Here is an 18,023-nt window from a genome sequence, read left to right as displayed (position 1 = left end):
TGGCGCAACCAACACGCCCAACCCAAAACCGGATACGCGATCAACTCCAAGATCCGCCATCCCGATTACCCGTTCAAGGCCGCATGACGAGGCACTAGCATCGGAATTGCCGCGAGGTCGCGGACCAGATTACGGAGACGGTCCGCTTCGGGATCCGGTTCGGCGACGTTCTGGCGTTCGTAGGGTTCGAGGATCTCGCGAAGCGCTGCCTTCGGGCCAAGGAGAGCATCGATACCCCACTGAGCGCGGCCACCTACCAGCTCCACCATTAGCTCGACGTTGCCGTCGAACGCCGCACCTGTGGCATTTGCGGAGCCGAGGAGAACCCGCGCCTGATGGCCCTTCTCCACCACGTACACCTTTGCGTGCAGCCCGCTGAGCACTTCCTGTCCTGACGGCGATTCCTCAGCCGGCAAACCGGCCAAGGCGTTCACCACGAACGTCTCGGAACCGGCCAGGCTCTCCTCGGGCAGGCAGTCGAGAGTCTCCTGCCGGCTCACCAACGCCAGCTTGCCGCTCGGTGCGCACCGGTCCAGACCCTCGGGAGTGCAGAACGGGGAAATGACCAGGTGACGTGTGCCGGCGAAGTCCGGTGGCGGAGTACGAGGAACTCCTAGCGCATGGAAAAACATCTCCCGAGCGCCGTCGGGGTACTCCCACGCGGTTCGGCGTAGATCCTCGCCCAGCGCCTCGACCGCCGCCTGCCGGTCCGGCGGCAGGGGCGCGACCGTCAGCCGCAGCGTGTGTTGTAGCAGGTCGAACAAGGGCTTGTTGCCCGCCACCCGGCGGGTGCCGGGGTAGCCTTCCAGGCGCAGGCACACGTCCCAGCTGCGATCCTTGGTCATGTTGCGACTGAGCACCAACAGCCGCAGCGACGTCTCCCCGGTCGCTTCGTCCTCAAAACGCAGCGCCCACAGCTTTGGGTGGAACAGCCGACCCGGCTTGGGCCGGCGCACCTGGTGCACCATTGGCTCGACAAACGCCAGCAGCGCTGACTTCGTCGGTGGAACCGCGATCTGCCCCGCCTGACAGAACACGTCGATCCGGTCGGCGCACTGCCGTACGCCCTCCATCACCGCAATCGGGTCGGTCGTCTCGCGTAAGCCGTGAGCGGCGAAGGCCAGCGGGGCGACCAGCAGACTCTCCAGATCCAGGGTGAAGGTCAACGCCACGGCGCGGGACATCCGCATACCCGGTGGCGGGCGCAAGGCATCGAGCAGCAGCGAACGAGAGTCAGGCGCGAGCATTCGCAGCCTCCGACAGGTCAGCGGCGCAGCCGTCGTGGATGTCGACGAGGATCCGGCGGACTTGAGGCCATCGATACACCAGCGGTCGACTGCCGGAGGCACCACTCCACGTACGCAGCAGCTTGTCGTTGATCAACCGTGACTGCCCCTTCTTCACCGCCCGTTCCCGCTCGGCCACGAGATTGCGCAGGCTCTGGTCCGTGGCGGCATCGCTCGCAGTTCCGCTCGTGACCGCGTCAAGCCAGCGGTCGATGAACCGGCGCGCAGCGGCGTTCGTGGCTATCCGCGGATTCCTCTCAATCAAGCGGTCCCACATGCGTGACCGGTCCCAGCCCTTGAGGCCCTGCTCCGCCGCCACGCGCTGGTTCCAGTCCGACAACTTGTCTCGATATCGGGCCACTGGCGCCTCACGCTCGGTCAGACCGGTCTCCTCGTACCGCTCCGCCACGAGGAGGTTGTACAGCAACGCCGCGCCGCGGATCGCCAGCGAAAACAAGGCGGCGTCCCGTACCAGCGAGCTGATCGGATCCGGCGCGGCCAGCACCGCCGGCTCCTCCCATGGTGCGTCGCTGTCCCAACCGGGTCGATGTTCGGGCTCAAGGAGGTACGCCAACAGTGTGCCGGGCGCCGCAGTGAGGATCCGCTCTCGCAGCCAACGGCCCTCATCCGGCGTCAGCCTCAATCCACCCTCGATCTCGTCTGGAAAGTCCTTCGGTCGGGCCGGCAGCGTTGGGTGCCAGATCCCGTTCGCTCGTTCCGTCAGCTCATCGGCGTCGGCCAGTCCGGCCAATCGGCGGTTCGATGCGCCCTCATCGTCGCCAGTGCGGATGCCGTATTCGAGCAACGCCGCCGCATAGATGCTCGACGGCAGCGTCTGTACCCCGACACCAGCCCGGCGACCGATCACGCCCTCCGTGTCGTCGCCTCGCAGCAGCGCGGCGATCACCTTTCGTTCGGTGCGGTCCACTTGCGCAGTGAGACGGTCACCGTGCAGTCCACGCCGCTGCGCCTCCTGGTAGCACCACGGCACGATCAGTAGGTACCGCGCCCGGGCCTGCAAAACGGAGGTGCCCGGGAAGAGTAAGTCGCTGAACGCGTCCCGGACCTGGCCGATGCCCAGCTCGTCCCGGCTCTCCGTGTCGCTGAAGAGCTTGAGTAACTCCCGCATTCGGTGTTGATCGTCGCGGGAACTGTCCAGCCAGCTCAGTCCTGAAGCCATGGGTACCTTCCGGTTACGCTGCTGCCAAGTCGAGAAGGCCGGCGAGAGGGTAGGTAGGCAGCGCGATCCATCCCTCGGAACGCGCGGCGACCCGCTGCTCGTCGTCCGGCCTGCTCGCCTTGCCGGTCGCTGCGGCACGGGCAACCAACGACGCGACCACCGAGTCAAACGCATCATGGCTACGCCGGACCAACGCCTCGAACGCTCCAAGCTCCAGCCAGGGCGCGGCCGCACACAATGCGGTGACAAGTTCGGCGTGCTGGGCCTGCTGACGGCGCCCCTTGTAACCGCGATGCGCTAAGCCCCAACGGTTCAAGGCCGCTGCCGGGTACACCTCGACGATCTTGCCGTCGCCGCAACGATCGACATCCTGACCATCGGCGGCCAGCATCGCCAGTAAACCGGCGCAGCGGAAGGCGGCGTGCCCGATGCGGTCCGCAGCCACGCTGAGGGGGATGATTCCGGTCTCCTTGCGTACCACCTCGTCAGTCTGGCGATAGGCCAAGTGACGCCGCCAAGGGCCGCCGTCGCCGTCAGGGACCATCACATGGCCGACCTGGTGGGTCGTGACGAGTGCGACGAACGGCTCCGGCCAGCCGAGCGGACAGTCCAACCCGGTTTTGTCCGCGTGCCGACTCGCTTCGACGATCCGGGCGTCACTGACATGGAGAGCTATCTCCCGTACCACTGCCCGGCCCGGTAGCCACTCGATCACCGCAGCCGCCGTACGTTCGTCTGCGGCTGCAAGGTCAACGCCGAGGGTTAACACTTCACCACCCTAGGTACTGCTGGGGTCGGCGGTCATGATCCGATCGATGGTCGTTGCACGACGTTCAGCCGTATACGAGTGCCAGCACGGCCACGAGTCGGGTTCTTCGTTGCTACGGCCTCCGCACGTCGTGGCTGGCGATGGGGATGACGGTTTGTAAGCCACGCTTCGAGTTTGTCCAGTCCAATGCGTCGGCCGGCGCGCGGAATCACCCCCGTGTGCGTGGGGAACAGTCCACCTGAGAAGAAGCGGAGTCGGACGACGATCACTCCCGTGCGGGAGCAGCGAGCCCGCATCGCCAACTGCGTCTCCGACGTGGACACCCCGCGTGCTCGGGAGCAGATGTGGGGCGAGCCGGACGACGCCGGAGCGAGGGATCATCCCCGCACGCGCGGGGAACAGGAGATCGTGATGACGGGCTGGACGCGTCCGCCGGGATCACCCCAGCGTGCGCGGCGAGCAGCCGCCGCCGTACACCTTCCCGAAGCCGACCCCCGGATCACCCCCGCGTGCGCGGGGAGCAGCCGTCCCGACCCATGGGGTCATTCAGGTAGTTCGGATCACCCCCCGCGTGCGCTGAGAGCAGGCGCCGATCTGGGGGACAAGACCAAGGACACCCGGATCACCCCCGCGTGCGCGGGAAGCAGCGCCTGCCCCGACTGCACCTGCCGCGCTTCCACGGATCACCCCCGCGTGCGCGGGGAGCAGATCACCGGTCTACGCGGGCGGATCGGCGCGGCAGGATCACCCCCGCGTGCGCGGGGAGCAGGTGGGTGGACGTCGGCATCTGGGGTTACAAGGCGGGATCACCCCCGCTGCGCGGGGAGCAGGCCAGGATCCGGGGCCAGACGCGTTGGCGGAAGGGATCACCCCCGCGTGCGCGGGGAGCAGGAGGGCGGGGTGCCGCGCTTGGCTCCCCACTCGGGATCACCCCCGCGTGCGCGGGGAGCAGGCTCGGCTTCAACGTCACGACCGGCAAGTGGGAGGGATCACCCCCGCGTGCGCGGGGAGCAGGCCGGACAACCGCCCGATGGTATTCGTCACGGGGGATCACCCCCGCGTGCGCGGGAGCAGGAGATGGGCCGTGTGATGGCCGCCGTCGCGGTGGGATCACCCCCGCGTGCGCGGGGAGCAGGGGCTGTCACCGTGGTACGCCACGTACACCCGGGAATCACCCCCGCGTGCGCGGGGAGCAGGGGCAAGCCATCCGCCCAGGAGTGAGAGACAGCCGGATCACCCCCGCGTGCGCGGGGAGCAGGGGCACGGGAACGGTTCGGGGAGATCGGCGGCAGGATCACCCCCGCGTGCGCGGGGAGCAGTGGTGCCGCCACGGCTCACCGTCCGGCCGGTGGGGATCACCCCCGCGTGCGCGGGGAGCAGGGCTCACCCGATCACCATCCGACGGTGAGGCCGGGATCACCCCCGCGTGCGCGGGGAGCAGAGAAACTGTCCTCCAAGAACAACAGTAGCGCCAGGATCACCCCCGCGTGCGCGGGGAGCAGGTTGGCGGGGAAAGAGCGCGTCGTCGCTGACCGGGATCACCCCCGCGTGCGCGGGGAGCAGTGGAGGGCGGTGTCCGGGCGGCGTTCAGCCTCCGGATCACCCCCGCGTGCGCGGGGAGCAGGTCGACGCCCTCCAGGACCCGACCCCCTGGGCAGGATCACCCCCGCGTGCGCGGGGAGCAGGGGTGCGGGAAAACGACCCTCGGCTACCAATTGCGGATCACCCCCGCGTGCGCGGGGAGCAGGGGTGGGCCCTGGCCGTGGATGCGGCGGACAACGGATCACCCCCGCGTGCGCGGGGAGCAGTCTTCCTGACGGCCGTCCCACACCACCGCACCGGGATCACCCCCGCGTGCGCACCGCACCGGGATCACCCCCGCGTGCGCGGGGAGCAGCTGAGAGCGTCGTTGTAGGAGATGCTGGGGTTCGGATCACCCCCGCGTGCGCGGGGAGCAGTTTCCCGCGTTGCCCTCGCTGACTGGCGGCCTGCGGATCACCCCCGCGTGCGCGGGGAGCAGTCCAACACCACCGGCGTGAACGACGACGCCCGCGGATCACCCCCGCGTGCGCGGGGAGCAGAGGCGGCGCTCAACGCGCTGGTGGCCGAGGGGGGATCACCCCCGCGTGCGCGGGGAGCAGAGCGCCGGCCGTAGGTAGTTGTCGGTCAGCGCGGGATCACCCCCGCGTGCGCGGGGAGCAGGCAACGGTGATCGATTTCGCCTCGGACTATGCGGGATCACCCCCGCGTGCGCGGGGAGCAGACTTCTTGACCTGCGGCGTTAGAGATCGACTTCGCGGTTTTTGTTCACTAGGTTCCGCAAGATCATCCCACTCGGTCTCGGTTCCGGTCGGTGTAAGGAGGTATGTGGAGGGCAAAGCCAGTTCGGCTACAGCGTAGTTGGTGAGGCTCAGTGGAACGACCAGCGAACACTGCTACTTACCGGCTGAGCAGAGGTGAGGTCACGCGCTCGCGACCGACTAGGCGAAGTCAGTGGGCCCAGAAACGCGAGGTGAGGGATGGAATCGCTCCACGCCAGCACGTCGAGGTTCTGCGTGGGCGGCGGTTACGGAGCCGTCGGTGGAGGCGCTCCGAGCTCAGGTCGGGCAGGCGCGGCCGCCGTTTCGATGAGCGTCGTAGAGGAGTCGTCCAGGCGGTCATCTACCCGGCAAGCCGAGCAGAGCGCTACGAGGTCTGCCACCGTAGAGAGGAGTCGGGTTCGCGCCGCGGAGTGAGCGACGGCACGCTCACTGTTTTCGCTGGGTCGATGGAAGGCGGGACGGGAAGTCCTAGCGGGCTGGCTCCTGCTAGATAGGGCACTGGGCGCTCATTGTGGCCACTCGCCGTCCAGCAGTGGTGATGTTGTCCTAGGATGCTTTGCAGAAAATGCGGTCCATCACAAAGCTGCCTCGACTCAACGTCAGCGCGGACTCTTAACTGACCGCCGTAACCACTTCGGTAACGGATCGCGGTCTGCAGCGGGGGAGTGGCTGACATGAGCCGGCAGTGGGCATCATTAGGGGATGCGGTTCTGTCCGCATTGGAGGACGTATAAGACTGTTCTGGCATGGCGTGACAGAATCGTTGTAAAACTGGGGGTCAAGGGGTCGTCGGTTCGAATCCGGCCGTCCCGACAAGGTGAAACAGCAGGTCAGAGGGCTGGTCCGAAACATCGGGCCGGCCTTTCTGGCTTCCTGGGGACCACGCCGGTCAAGTGCGCTGTCCGGTAGCGCTCCTTGACCGTTGGTCAAGGTCCACGGCTGATCTCTTGCCTGCCAAACACTTCGCCACCCGCGTCCAGGTGGCCCGTATGCGGGGTCGCCCCGATCCCCGATCCCCGATCCTCAGGGATCCGCTACTACGGTCGCCGCTCGGTGCACTGGATGTCCCAATAGCCATTATTCGTTGACGCTATTTGCCGCAGTTTGGGCACGGCTCGTGCACGGGTAAGGCCGGAGTGTTGGCCGCCGCGCTGGAACGTACTCGGATTGTGAGCGCCACAGCCAGGGTGGTTCCGCCAAGCAGGAAAATGATGGCGGCTGTCGCGGTGATAACGCGGAAGTCGGCATAGCCGGCACCGACGGCGGGGGCGATGTTCTCGGTCAGAGGGTAGAGGGCGAGTAGTCCGACCGGGGTGAACAGGACAAGAAGGGCCCAAAGCCCTCGGGCGTCACCGCGCAGCGACAGCACCGCCGCGGTGAGCATCGCCGTCAGCAAGAGAGCGGCGCTGGCTTCCGGAAGGAATGCGGCTCCATAACTGAACCGATAGAACCAGGTGCTTCTCCCGGACAGGACTCCGACTGCGATGAGGGCTGCCGCCGAAGCAGTCGCCAAAGGCATGAGGCGATGGCGTCGCGCCGTATAGGGCCGAATTGCCAGTGCCAAGATACCCAGCGATGCCTGGGGAACCAGAACGAACAAGTATGGGCGGGGCAGATCGAACAGGGCGGCGACGGGCACCACGGCAGCGGTGATAGACAGTGCCAGGCCGATGGCAACGTGCACCCGGGCCGGGGCAACGACATGAACGACGGCCGCCAGCAACCAACAGGCCCACACGACGATGCCGGTGGTAGCGAAGGGCCCGAAGGATGGTGCGCCCCACGTATCCGAAGTGGTGACCACCTCGGCGGCGGCCCAGAAGCCAGCGAGAGCGGTCGCGGTGAGGAAGCTGAGAACAGCAGCGAGGCGTACGCCGGGTAGGAGGTCGGCAGCGCCGGCAGCGCGTAGGCGCTCACGGACACCCCCAGCCAGCACGTCCGTCACGTCTAGGATCGACGGCCAGCGGCGGTCGGGTCCGGCCAGGTCGAGATATGTGCAAACGATCTCGGCGCCTCGTGCCTGGCGGTAGCCGGCGGGGTAGGCCCAGAGCAATTTCTGATAGCGGCGCTCCAAGTCCCTCATGCCAGTCCTCCCAAGGCGCGCGGGGCGGCGGGCCGGGCGGCGGGCGTCGAGTTGCCCAAGCGGGCGGTCGCCGCCTCCACGTTGCGCCGCAGGCGCTCGGTCTCATCAGCGAGGGTGGCATTACCGGTGAGGGAGAGGCGGTAGTAGCGGCGCAGGCGGCCGTCAACTACCTCCTCTCGGTCGGCCTCGATGAGGTCCGCGTCCACCAACCGGTCAAGTGCGCCGTACAACGTGCCTGGCCGCATTGACAGCCGGCCCCCGGACAGGGTCGCGACCTCTCTGATGATCCCGTAGCCGTGCAGTGGCGGGCCGGCGAGAGCGGTGAGAATCCAAAAGGTTGGCTCCCGCAGCGGTGTGTCCACCCTGGGAATGTATCGACCGCGAAGGTATGGCGGGGGCGAAACACCTGGAAGACACCGATCCGGCCGGTAGCTCGTTCCCGTGCGACCTCCAGCCGTGGCCGCACTTACCAAACCGCGTCCTGGGGTAGCCCAGTGCGTCAGCGTTCGGGGACCAGGTGGGGACCACACGTCGTGCGCGATGGTGCGCGGCACGACATCGACCGCACGGCCTGATCTTGGGGATAGCGTGTGTGACGTGCGGGAACGCTTACCAAATCGTCCTGGGGGTCAAGGTGTCGTCGGTTCGAATCCGGCCGTCCCGACAGAGTTTCGGCAGGTCAGAGGGCTGATCCGGAAATCGGGTCGGCCCTTTCGCCGTTCTGGGGACCAAGATCAGCCAAGTTGAAGCGTGCCTAGCGCTGCTTGACCGACGGTCAAGTCTTGAGCGTTCACAGGGCACACCCGCCGAATCAGTCGCTACCTGCGTCAAGGCGGCCCGCAAGCGGGCCGCGCCGGCCCGGCCCCGGCCTGCTGGCGACCTCCGGCCGGCATCGGCCGGGCCAGCCGGCCACGCTGACAAACGACAAGACCTTGAAACCTTTGGCGTTCGTCCCGAACCCCGATCCTCCTCAGAGATGCCGCCGAGCATCACCTCGCCGGGCACCACAAGGGCTACCAGGCTCGGGACTGGGCCAATGTGGAGCTCCCGGGGCGACCTTGGCCCCGTCCCGGGAGCCTGAACGTCGGAGACTGCCCGACGAGGAGATCCCGCTCTACGACTCGGATTCGCGTGCAGTGCCGGCGTGCCCTTAGCGTGCCATTCGGACGGGCAGGACAGCAGGGGGCAGCCGAGGCCACGAGTGACCGCCGAGACCACGCCGTCATGCCGATGGCTGCCGGACATCGACAGTGTCTAAGCTGGCAATGCGGGTTCGAATCCCGTCATCCGCCCAAGAATCAATATGGGCTGCGAGCACACTGCCGGACGCAAGTCAGGGCAACTGGGCATTGAGTTCGTCGAGCGCGTCATGGACGTACTCCTGTCCGAGGCCGTCCGGCAGCGTGGCGCGGACCGCGTAGGCGAGCTCCACGAATGCCTGCCGTACCGTGGCCAGCTCTGCCCTGGTCAGCTCGATGCGGTGCCATGACGCTGTGGGCGACTTGGCCGGATCGTCGACGAACCTGTAGGCGACGGTCTGGGCCAGCGCGTACGGGGTGCCGGTCCGCGTTTCCCACTCGTCATCGCCCAATTCCTCCGCCGCGCACGCGATGAGCTGCCCCCAGCGGCGGAACTCTGCCGGATCGCCGCGCAGCTCGTACCCGGTGGGATGCAGCCGCACGGCCGTACGTGTGATCGGTACGTCGTCCAGGCCAACGCTCATCTCGCCGAGTTGGAACTGAACGTTCTGCCGCTGCCAGCCCTGTGCGATCTCGAGCGCGCCCGCATGGTCAGCGCCGGCCAGCAGCAGCGCGGTGCTCACGGCCCGCTCGTTCCGTTCGATGGCGTGCATCAGCGCGGTGTGCCCGTAGCCATCGACCGCGTTCGGATCAGCGCCTGCGGTGAGCAGCACGTCAACGGCGGCGTGGTCACCGCGCCGAGCGGCGAGGATGAGCGCTGGGGTGCCGTCGGAGCGCCGCGAGCTCGGATCAGCGCCATGGCCAAGTAGCATGCGGATCGTGGCAGGTGCGGCCGATCCCAGCACGGCCTGGACGATCGGGCTCTCCTCGCCAGGCGCGGCCTCGGCACCTAGTTCCAGCAGGTAGCGCAAAACCTCCAACGCTGCGGCCTGGGGTCGGTGTCGGGTGGCGGCGATCGCGGTGGCGAGAAGGCTGCCACGGTCGGTGCCCTCGGCCTTGAGGGCGCCACGATCGACGAGTAGCCGGACGACGTCGAGGTGACCATTGCTCACCGCCGACCGCAGCGGCGACTGGTACTGCGGCCTCCTCGCCCGCAGCGACGCCCCCGCGTTCACCAGCAATTGGGCGATCTCTAGCAGCCCCGTACTCGCCGCCTCGGACAGCACGGTCACGGTGAAGCGGCTGGCGGCGGAGTCGGGGTCGGCGCCGTCCGCGAGCGCTTTCGCCACGGCCGCCGGATTGGCCGCACGGACGGCCGCAACGAGCTCTGCATCACGATCCATGCCAACGACCCTATGTGGTTCGTATCGGCAGGACGCGCTCCAGAAGCTGCATGCGCGGTCCCGGGGAGCATGCCCGTTCCACGATGTGCGGATTCACGGCGGAGATGGGCTTCAGGCAGGGGCAGCGACGCCGAGGCCATCGCTCAGTCGAGCAGTCCCGGAACCCGCTCCCGAAGCATGGCCATCACCCGCGACAGCCCAGCGTCCAGGTCGTCACCGCCCCATTCCACGAGTTCCCCGCCCAGCGGCTCGCCCCACACCCGCACCGTCCAGCGCCTCCGTTCGCGTTCGCCGTCCATCTTGACGATGGCGACCAGGCCGTGATCCCCGGACTGGAAATGCAACTCCGGTTCACGCCACCGGTGCACAGAAACGACACATCCGGTTTGACCATCCACAACGGCCACCACGCGCACATCCGCGGTTGCCCCTGGTGAGGCACCTCCTACCGGAGCGGTGGCCGGGCCCACCTCACCCGCAATGGATTCCTGCCATGACTCGCACTGCACCTCAGGGGCAAGCTGCGGCGGGTTCACCGGCTCCCCGCTGAGGCACACGAGCCCCAAGGCTGCCAGCGCCGCCACGAGCCACGGGTTTGTCGTCCTGCGAGGCGACGGAGGGCGGGCCGGCGCACTCAGATCGATGACGGGCATAGGGCAAGTTATCCGATGGGCAGGTAACCCGCTCGTACCGACGCGGGCCATCCACGGGCCAGTAACCGTGGCGCGCAGCGGTCATGAGCGGGCACGAGCGGCATGGGGCTCTGCCGCCGCCGACAGGCGTTTCGGACGTCACGGCCCGTTGAGCGCGCTCTTCCAAATTGATCTCCTACCGCGCTACCGCCCCCGCAGACCCGATCTCGTTCACGTCATCTGTTGATCACGCAGAGGTAGCTCGGCGCCACGCAGACTGTCCGGTGATGCCGCTACCAGGCGAGTGGTCGTCGCTGGTAGAAGAGCCCTCCGGACGGGCCGTCTGAGGGCAGCGTCGCGAGCCATACGAAGGTGCCCGCAGCTTCATCAGGCGTGGACTTCGCCTTCCCGTAGGCCAGGCGGGTGTCGACCTTTCCCGGAGACGCCGCGTTCACCAAGATGCCGTCGTCCTTGAGTTCAGCTGCGAGGATGCAGGTCAGGGCGTTAACCCAGCTTTCGACACGCGGTAGGAGACGCTGCCGGTTCCCATTTCGCCAAACGTGCCCATGTGGCTGGTGACGTTGACGATCCGGCCGTACCCGTTCTTTCTCATCTCGGGGATGGCTGCGGTGCAGCAGCGCCAAGTCCCCACAAACGCATCCGGGCGATCTCGGCATACCCGGGTGGGTCAGCCTTGGTTGATCCGGTGCAGCCATTCGCCTAGGAGCGCGCGTTCTGCCGCGGTGAGCACAGTGGCTTCGTCGAGGGAAGCGTGCAGCGAGACGGCCGCATTTTGCAGCCTGGCAGAGGCGGCCACGGTGATGGTGTCGTTGGTTATCGTGGCCAGCACGGACTCCCGGGCCATGGTGGACAGATTGAGGTCGCGGTTTTCGGGTGGTGTTGCGATGAGGGTGAGCGTCACACCCTTGCCGGTGGAGTGGACGAGCTGGGCGGCACGTTCCTCGGTGACTCGTAGGCGACCGGCCTGGGCGATGCGTTTCACCCTGTAGGCGAGCAAATCGGCTGCCTGCCGGGCGGCCGATGTTTCGTGACCGGGGCGTGCCTCGCCGAAGATGAGGGTGTAGAACGAGGGCTGGGCGAGGCCGAATTCAACGTGCAGGTCCCAGCCGGCGCGGAGATCCTCGACGGGGTCTTCGCTGTCGTCGAGTTGCTGCTTCTTGGCCAGATATGAGGCAAGGCCGTAGCTGCCGGTGGCGTCGAGCAGGCCCTGCATGTCGCCGAAGAGCCGGTAGATCGCTGGTGCCTGAACGCTCGCTGCTGCGCAGACCGCACGCGTGGAGATGGCATCGCGCCCACCCTCAGAGAGCAGCGTCGCTGCAGCCTCGATGATGCGGTCACGGGTGGCCTTGGCGGGCATGGTCGCACTGTACTGCGTCCGTTTGCCGCTCACGCCACGGCTCCGCGGCCCGTCATGGGCGTGCCCCATGACCTCCGCCAACCAGCCGCAGCGGGCGTCAACTCCCCGGATGGTATCGCTGCTAATGCTTGCATGTTATCGCCCTTGTGGTAGCGTCTTGACCAGAGAAACGTTATCTACGATACCATCGGAGGTGCCACAATGTCCGTCATCCTTGTGACCGGAGCCGCCACCGGGATCGGCAATCTTGCTGCTCTGCAACTCGCGGGGGCGGGGCACACCGTTTACGCCAGCATGCGTGACGTCGCCCGCCGCAACGCCGACCGCGCCACGGCCATGCGAGAGCAGGCGGAGCGCAAAGGTGTCGATCTCCATGTGATCGAGCTGGACGTGACTTCGCAGGAGTCCGCTGACACGGCCGTGCGGACCGTCGCTGATCAGCACGGCACGCTGGACGTGGTGATCAATAACGCCGGGCACCTGAACGTGGGCTACGTCGAGGCGTTCACCGACCAGGACGTGATGCGCCTGATCGATGTCAACGCCGTCGGCGCGCACCGGGTGAACCGCGCAGTCCTGCCGTACTTTCGGCAGCGGCGGGCCGGTGTGCTCATGTACGTCGGGAGCACCATCCCGGTCACCACCCCGCCGTTCCTCGGCCCGTACGTGGTCTCCAAGGCCGCTATGGACGCGCTGGCCGTGGTGACCGCGTACGAAGCCAACGCCTTCGGCATCGAGACCGTGATCGTGATGCCGGGTGCGATCACCGAGGGCACCGAGCACTTCCCGAACGCCGGCCGCGCCAGCGATCAGGATGTGACGGCCGCCTATTCCGCGCTCGACCCCTTGGTCGAACGCAACGAGCACGCCACCGCCGGACTGCTCAAGCACCCGCTGATGGGCGCTGCCGGGGTCGCCGAGGAAATAGTGCGGGTGCTCGGCCTGCCGTTCGGTGAGAAACCCTTCCGAACCGTGATCGACGACGCTCACGCCGGTGTGGAGCGCGTCAATGACATCGCGTACGAGACCCGCGCCGATTTCGTCCGCCGATTGGGATTCGCAGGTCTGCTGTCTCCGTCGCGCTCCTGACCCAGACCCGAATACCACCATTTCGCGAACGAGAAGGAGCATCAACATGTCCACCAACCACAACCGCGTTGCCGTCGTCACCGGCGGTTCCAGGGGAATAGGCCGGGCAGTCGCGGAACGCCTGGCCGCCGACGGGCTGGATGTCGTGATCGTGTTCGCCGCCAACGAGGTCGAGGCCAAAGCCGCGGTCACGGCGATTCAGGAGGCCGGCGGCAGGTCCCACGCCATCCAGGCCGACGTGGCCGACGAGAGCGCGGTGAAAGCCCTGTTCGACATGACGGAGCAGTTGTTCGGCGGTGTCGACGTGGTCGTGAACGCCGCCGGCACCATGGTACTTCAACCGGTCGCCGAACTCGACCTCGACGAGTTCGACCGGATGCACCGCACCAACGTTCGAGGCACCTTCGTCGTCGCCCGGGAGGCGGCCGGTCGCCTGCGCGACGGTGGCGCCATCGTCAACTTCTCCACGTCGGTGACCCGGCTTAACCTGCCCACCTACGCCGCATACGCCGCGAGCAAGGCCGCAGTCGAGGCGCTCGGGCCGATCCTGGCCAGGGAACTGCGCGGGCGGGACATCACCGTCAACGCCGTCGCACCGGGGCCCACCGCGACAGCCCTGTTCCTCGAGGGCAAGAGCGACGAACTGATCCGGAACATCGCCGGTCAGAACCCGATGGAGCGACTCGGGCGCCCGGAGGACATCGCCGAGGTGATCTCCCTGCTCGCCGGACGTGGGCGCTGGATCAACGGACAGACGATCTACGTCAACGGCGGCGCCGCCTGACCACCGGAAAACCCTCAGAGAATCGACCTCGAGAGGAAAGACCGTGGCACAGCAAATCATGAAACCGACCACCCCCGCGCCGGCCGAATCGACTCCATCCCGTAGCCAGTTCATCCGGTTCACCGTCATCGCAGCCGTCATCGCCGCCGTAGCAGCGCTGCTCAGCGAGTCGCTCGGGGTGCATGCCTGGGCGATGTTCGTCGGATGGGTCGCGTGGTTCACCCGCCCCGCCTCCGCCACTCAGGGCCTGCACTCCATGCTCAGCCTCTGGGCAGGAATGCTCCTGGCTGCCGGCGGGCACTTCATCGTCGCGTTCCTGTCCTCGCACATCGGCATGGCCGCCCTGCCCGTCGCTGTTTTCGTGCTGGCCTGCGTCGCGGTCGGTATGCGCACGACGCCCCCGCTGAACAACATGATCGCCTGGTTCCTCGGCCTCATCGCGTTCTTCGCTCTGGAATCGGACAACGTCCTGACCGGCCTGCTCACGCTCGTCGCCGCCAGCGTCATCGGTGGCGCCGCCGGCTACGCCTGCCAGCGCCTGCAGGGGCGATTCGCCTCCTGACCGACGCACACCATGACCGGTACGCGTGACCACCACCGTGCCGGGCGAACGGACCGTCGACCGTCCAGCTCCCCGCAGAACCAGCCGGACGGTCGACGATCCGTCCCGTTCGAGCAACCACATTCTCTTGTCACCGGAGGAAAGAAGCATGTCGCAGCCATCGCACCGCCGAATCTCGCTGATCGCAGGCCTAGCCGTGGCGCTTGCCCTATCGGCCTGCTCATCCGGCCCCGAACCGGCCACCAGCCCCGCGGACAGGCCGCCCGGTGCCGCCCGCAGCAGCGGCCCGGTCGCAACGCTGGGTGAACCTACCGAACTCGTCTCCGGGCTCGAAGCACCTTGGGGATTGACGTTCCTGCCGGACCGCTCTGCGCTGGTGTCGGAACGGATTACCGGCGAGATCGTCCGAATCTCGGCCGACGGCGGCACAGCGGCCACGGTCGGCGTCGTGCCCGATGTGGTGGCAAGCTCAGAAGGCGGCCTGCTCGGCATCATCGCCTCGCGCGACTTCGCCACCGACCGTACGGTCTTCGCCTCGGTCTCCGGAGCGCGCGAGAACTCGATCGTCGCGCTGCGGATCGCCGACGACTTCCGTTCGCTCACCCGGGTCCGGGTGCTGCTGGACGGCATCCAGACCGCCGACCGGCACCACGGCGGCCGGATCGCGATCGGACCGGACGGCAACCTGTGGATCGGAACCGGCGACGCGTTCGAGCCGCAGAACGCCGCCGACGACGCCACGGTCAACGGCAAGATCCTCCGCATCCGGCCGGACGGCTCGATCCCGGACGACAACCCGACACCCGACTCACCCATCTACTCCTCCGGGCATCGCAACGTGCAAGGCATCGCCTTCGGCCCGGACGCGACGGCATACGCGTCCGAACTGGGGCACCGGACCTGGGACGAGGTAAACGTGCTGAAGGCGGGCCGGGACTACGGTTGGCCGGAGTCCGAGGGCGTTCAGGGCAGCACCGGGGAACCCCCGATCCTCACCCTGCACCCCGATGAGGCCTCGCCTTCGGGCGTCACCTACGCCGCCGGCTCACTGTGGATCGGCGCCCTCGGCGGACAGCGGTTGTGGCAGCAGCCGGTCAACGAGGGCGTCGCCGTCGGAGATCCGATCCAGCACTTCCACGGCGACTACGGCCGCATCCGCACGGTTGAGACGGCCCCCGACGGAACCCTCTGGCTCATCACCTCCAACACCGACCGCGCCACCTGGGGCGGCACCGCCCCACGGCCAGGCGACGACCGCATCCTGCGAGTACCGGTCCGATGACGTCGCCGGGCCTGCGAGCGCGTTCGGGGTCGTCTATTGCGGACGGTGTGGCGGCGTCACGTCGACCGTGGTGGTGGGCAGGGTTGTGAATCCATGAGGTGAAAGGAATCCGAACCAGAACGGTACATGGCGCTCCGCGAGAGGTCGGAATGCTCCTTCAGGTCTTTCAGTCGCTTGATGGGTTGGTGAGGCGTCGCAGCGCTGTTCCTGGCTGGGGGAAGGCGAGCCGCAGGGTGTGTGCGGTCAGTCGGATGGCCCACCAGGTGAGGGCGGCGAGGTAGCCGACGATGAGGGCGCCGGTGGTGTCGACGGTGAAGACGAGGGCGTAGCCGATGGCGAGGCCGGGTGCGGTGATGGCGCGGATCGTGCGGCTGCGGCTGATGGTGAGGGCGGTGGCTATGCCGAGGAGGGCTGCACCGATGCTGCCGGCGATTGCGGCGATGGTGTTCGTGGAGATGGGTGTGGTGAGGGTGAGTGCGGCGCGCATGAGGTAGATGCCGGCGGTGGCGGTGATCGCGTGGGTGATGGCGGGGCGGGTCATGGCGAGCCAGGTGGGTAGTGCGTCGGCGGGGATGCGGGGTGCGGTGGCGGCGATGAGGGCGGCGCAGGCTGCCAGGGGGAGGGCGGCGCCGAGGGTCCATGTGAGGTAGGGGGTGTAGTCGTATTCGACGGCGGTGCCGGTGGCCAGGCCGTAGAGCGCGGCGGTGATGGTGCCGCCGACGGCGGTGGTGAGGTATCCGCGTCGGATGAGGCTGCCGGTGGTGGGTTCGGGTGTTGATGCGGTGGTCGTGCCGGCGAGCCAGGTGGTGGGTGCCAGGTGCGCCACGGCGAATGCGGCGAGCATGACGAGTGCACCGGCGGCGCCGAGTTGCGGTAGTGAGGTGCGGACGCCGACGACCCAGGTGCTGTAGGTGGAGATGTAAGCGGTGAACACGGCTTGCAGGAGCAGGACCAGGGAACAGGCGCCGAGGAGCAGGGCGCCGGTGAGGTCGCTGATGCGTAGGCGCACGCGGGGCAGCTGTGCGGCGGCTGCGGGGCCTGATTGGTGGGTGGTGGTGAGGCAGAGCGCCCCGTCGGCGAGGGCGTGGGGGTGGTCGATGAGCGTAGGGGTTTTGCCGGCAGCTGCGGCGAGCGCTTCGGCCAGCACGGGGACGCCGAGGGCTGGTCTGAGGACGACGCCGGCGAGGTGTGTGGTGTCGACGTCGGCCGCGTCGAGGAGCCCGTTGACTGCGCCGGGGATCTGGTCGAGGAGGGGCTGCGCGGCGGCCGTGACGTCGTGACGGGTGATGACGGCGGGTGGGCGGGGCGCGGGCAGCAGGATCGCTGCTTGGTCTTGGGACGCGAGCAGACTTCTGGCGGCCCGAACAGATTCCAGGAGAATGCGCCTGTCGCCCGTTTCATCGCTCCTGGCTGCGGTCATCGCCGCTTGGAGCGGGTCGGCGTCGATGGTTGCCATCGCGACGACGCGTTGGGCGATGAGGTGGTCGAGGCCCTGGTCGAGGCTGATCTGTCGTGTCGCGAGTTCGCGGTAGCCGTCGGTAGCGGTCTGCAGGACGGTGAGGGTCGCCGGTTCGCGGTCTGCCTGGCAGACCAGCACGCAGGAGCCTGCCGGCACGGTGCCGCCGAGCATTGTGGCGTAGGCGGCGAGGGCGGCGGGTGCGGTGACCAGGGCCGGGGGTGGAAACCCTGCGCGGGTTGCTGCCTCGTTGACGTGTCCGCAGCGGCGTGGTCCCCAGCTCGATGGGACGGTGACGGTGAGCGCGGTGATCGGCCCGTTGGTGTGGACGGCAGCGTGATGGGTGACGTGGCGCAGCACGGTGGCGAGCAGATCCACCGGGTCGGGTTGCGCCGCGTCGACACTGTTGGTGGGCCGGCCGAGGAGGTCAGCCGGGTTACCGACGAACCGGTGGTCGGCCGGCAGCGACATCGCGGCCGTGGCGTCGAGGCCGAGGTAGATCTCCCCCGCCGGGCCGATCGCGGCGCCGGGCGGCATGACGAGGCGACCGTCGATGAGGATGGGGATCTTCAGGCCGTGGCGGCTGACAGTGGCCGCGATGGCCGACGAGCTGAGGTCGATCGACAACACAGTGCCCCCGCTTGGCATGAGGGGCAGTCTCGCCGGTGAGGGCAACCGGGTGTCAACCATGATCCGCAGAACGTGACTCGTTGTACGCG

The 18,023-nt window shown here is 67.8% G+C and carries 13 protein-coding genes, 1 pseudogene and 1 CRISPR repeat array; of the genes and pseudogenes, 4 read left to right on the top strand and 10 right to left on the bottom strand.

Annotated elements, in window-relative coordinates; genetic code table 11:
• Positions 1–65: 65 nt before the first annotated feature.
• The 9 genes and pseudogenes from ADK66_RS22540 to ADK66_RS22505 all read right to left on the bottom strand — a co-directional run bounded on the left by ADK66_RS22540 (position 66) and on the right by ADK66_RS22505 (position 12,131).
• The gene (locus ADK66_RS22540) at positions 66–1,247 is read right to left on the bottom strand and encodes a phospholipase D family protein (protein ID WP_157552817.1); all 1,182 of its coding nucleotides are present in this window, start codon (positions 1,245–1,247) and stop codon (positions 66–68) included.
• Entirely contained in the window at positions 1,234–2,466 is a 1,233-nt protein-coding gene (locus ADK66_RS22535; protein WP_157552814.1) for a DUF6361 family protein, read from the bottom strand. Before ADK66_RS22535 ends, ADK66_RS22540 begins: the two co-directional genes overlap by 14 nt.
• A 13-nt stretch (positions 2,467–2,479) precedes the next feature.
• The gene (locus ADK66_RS22530) at positions 2,480–3,235 is read right to left on the bottom strand and encodes a DUF429 domain-containing protein (protein WP_053658520.1); all 756 of its coding nucleotides are present in this window, start codon (positions 3,233–3,235) and stop codon (positions 2,480–2,482) included.
• 374 nt (positions 3,236–3,609) lie between these two features.
• A CRISPR array of direct repeats spans positions 3,610–5,498; the repeat unit is 28 nt; unit sequence GGATCACCCCCGCGTGCGCGGGGAGCAG.
• 1,148 nt (positions 5,499–6,646) lie between these two features.
• Entirely contained in the window at positions 6,647–7,639 is a 993-nt protein-coding gene (locus ADK66_RS22525) for a hypothetical protein (RefSeq protein ID WP_053658519.1), read from the bottom strand.
• Entirely contained in the window at positions 7,636–8,001 is a 366-nt protein-coding gene (locus tag ADK66_RS22520; RefSeq protein WP_053658517.1) for a PadR family transcriptional regulator, read from the bottom strand. The genes ADK66_RS22525 and ADK66_RS22520 overlap by 4 nt, the downstream gene beginning before the upstream one ends.
• Positions 8,002–8,972: 971 nt before the next feature.
• Complete coding sequence (locus ADK66_RS22515; RefSeq protein ID WP_053658515.1) at positions 8,973–10,121, bottom strand: ankyrin repeat domain-containing protein; 1,149 nt, start codon at positions 10,119–10,121, stop codon at positions 8,973–8,975.
• A 143-nt stretch (positions 10,122–10,264) separates the two neighbouring features.
• Positions 10,265–10,489 carry a hypothetical protein gene (locus ADK66_RS22510; RefSeq protein ID WP_053658513.1) on the bottom strand — a complete coding sequence of 75 codons (225 nt, stop codon included), beginning with the start codon at positions 10,487–10,489 and terminating at the stop codon, positions 10,265–10,267.
• Between the two features lie 557 nt (positions 10,490–11,046).
• Positions 11,047–11,405, bottom strand: a pseudogene (locus ADK66_RS32760) (SDR family NAD(P)-dependent oxidoreductase); the annotation flags it as partial.
• Between the two features lie 36 nt (positions 11,406–11,441).
• A complete protein-coding gene (locus ADK66_RS22505; protein ID WP_053658530.1) occupies positions 11,442–12,131 on the bottom strand; it encodes a TetR/AcrR family transcriptional regulator in 690 nt (229 codons plus the stop codon).
• Between the two features lie 201 nt (positions 12,132–12,332).
• On the opposite strand from ADK66_RS22505, the gene ADK66_RS22500 reads away from it, so the two are divergent.
• The 4 genes from ADK66_RS22500 to ADK66_RS22485 all read left to right on the top strand — a co-directional run bounded on the left by ADK66_RS22500 (position 12,333) and on the right by ADK66_RS22485 (position 15,848).
• A complete protein-coding gene (locus ADK66_RS22500; RefSeq protein ID WP_053658511.1) occupies positions 12,333–13,220 on the top strand; it encodes an SDR family NAD(P)-dependent oxidoreductase in 888 nt (295 codons plus the stop codon).
• Positions 13,221–13,266: 46 nt separating this feature from the next.
• Complete coding sequence (locus tag ADK66_RS22495; protein WP_053658509.1) at positions 13,267–14,004, top strand: SDR family oxidoreductase; 738 nt, start codon at positions 13,267–13,269, stop codon at positions 14,002–14,004.
• A 43-nt stretch (positions 14,005–14,047) separates the two neighbouring features.
• Positions 14,048–14,566: a DUF1097 domain-containing protein gene (locus ADK66_RS22490; RefSeq protein WP_157552811.1), complete on the top strand. Its 519-nt coding sequence runs from the start codon at positions 14,048–14,050 to the stop codon at positions 14,564–14,566.
• Positions 14,567–14,714: 148 nt separating this feature from the next.
• A complete protein-coding gene (locus tag ADK66_RS22485) occupies positions 14,715–15,848 on the top strand; it encodes a sorbosone dehydrogenase family protein (protein ID WP_053658505.1) in 1,134 nt (377 codons plus the stop codon).
• A gap of 166 nt (positions 15,849–16,014) precedes the next feature.
• On the opposite strand, the gene ADK66_RS22480 is transcribed toward ADK66_RS22485, so the two are convergent.
• Positions 16,015–17,952: a hypothetical protein gene (locus ADK66_RS22480; RefSeq protein WP_053658503.1), complete on the bottom strand. Its 1,938-nt coding sequence runs from the start codon at positions 17,950–17,952 to the stop codon at positions 16,015–16,017.
• Between the last annotated feature and the right edge of the window lie 71 nt (positions 17,953–18,023).

The organism is Micromonospora sp. NRRL B-16802 (assembly GCF_001279555.1).
GTDB lineage: Bacteria > Actinomycetota > Actinomycetes > Mycobacteriales > Micromonosporaceae > Micromonospora > Micromonospora profundi.
The sequence above is the reverse complement of the archived record's forward strand: the minus strand, read 5'-3'. Positions and strand labels throughout refer to the sequence as shown.

Coding starts and splice junctions, on each gene's coding strand:
- ADK66_RS22540 (WP_157552817.1), bottom strand. CDS start 1,247: ATGCTCGCGCCTGACTCTCGTTCGCTGCTGCTCGATGCCTTGCGCCCG.
- ADK66_RS22485 (WP_053658505.1), top strand. CDS start 14,715: ATGTCGCAGCCATCGCACCGCCGAATCTCGCTGATCGCAGGCCTAGCC.
- ADK66_RS22525 (WP_053658519.1), bottom strand. CDS start 7,639: ATGAGGGACTTGGAGCGCCGCTATCAGAAATTGCTCTGGGCCTACCCC.
- ADK66_RS22505 (WP_053658530.1), bottom strand. CDS start 12,131: ATGCCCGCCAAGGCCACCCGTGACCGCATCATCGAGGCTGCAGCGACG.
- ADK66_RS22480 (WP_053658503.1), bottom strand. CDS start 17,952: ATGCCAAGCGGGGGCACTGTGTTGTCGATCGACCTCAGCTCGTCGGCC.
- ADK66_RS22500 (WP_053658511.1), top strand. CDS start 12,333: ATGTCCGTCATCCTTGTGACCGGAGCCGCCACCGGGATCGGCAATCTT.
- ADK66_RS22495 (WP_053658509.1), top strand. CDS start 13,267: ATGTCCACCAACCACAACCGCGTTGCCGTCGTCACCGGCGGTTCCAGG.
- ADK66_RS22515 (WP_053658515.1), bottom strand. CDS start 10,121: ATGGATCGTGATGCAGAGCTCGTTGCGGCCGTCCGTGCGGCCAATCCG.
- ADK66_RS22535 (WP_157552814.1), bottom strand. CDS start 2,466: ATGGCTTCAGGACTGAGCTGGCTGGACAGTTCCCGCGACGATCAACAC.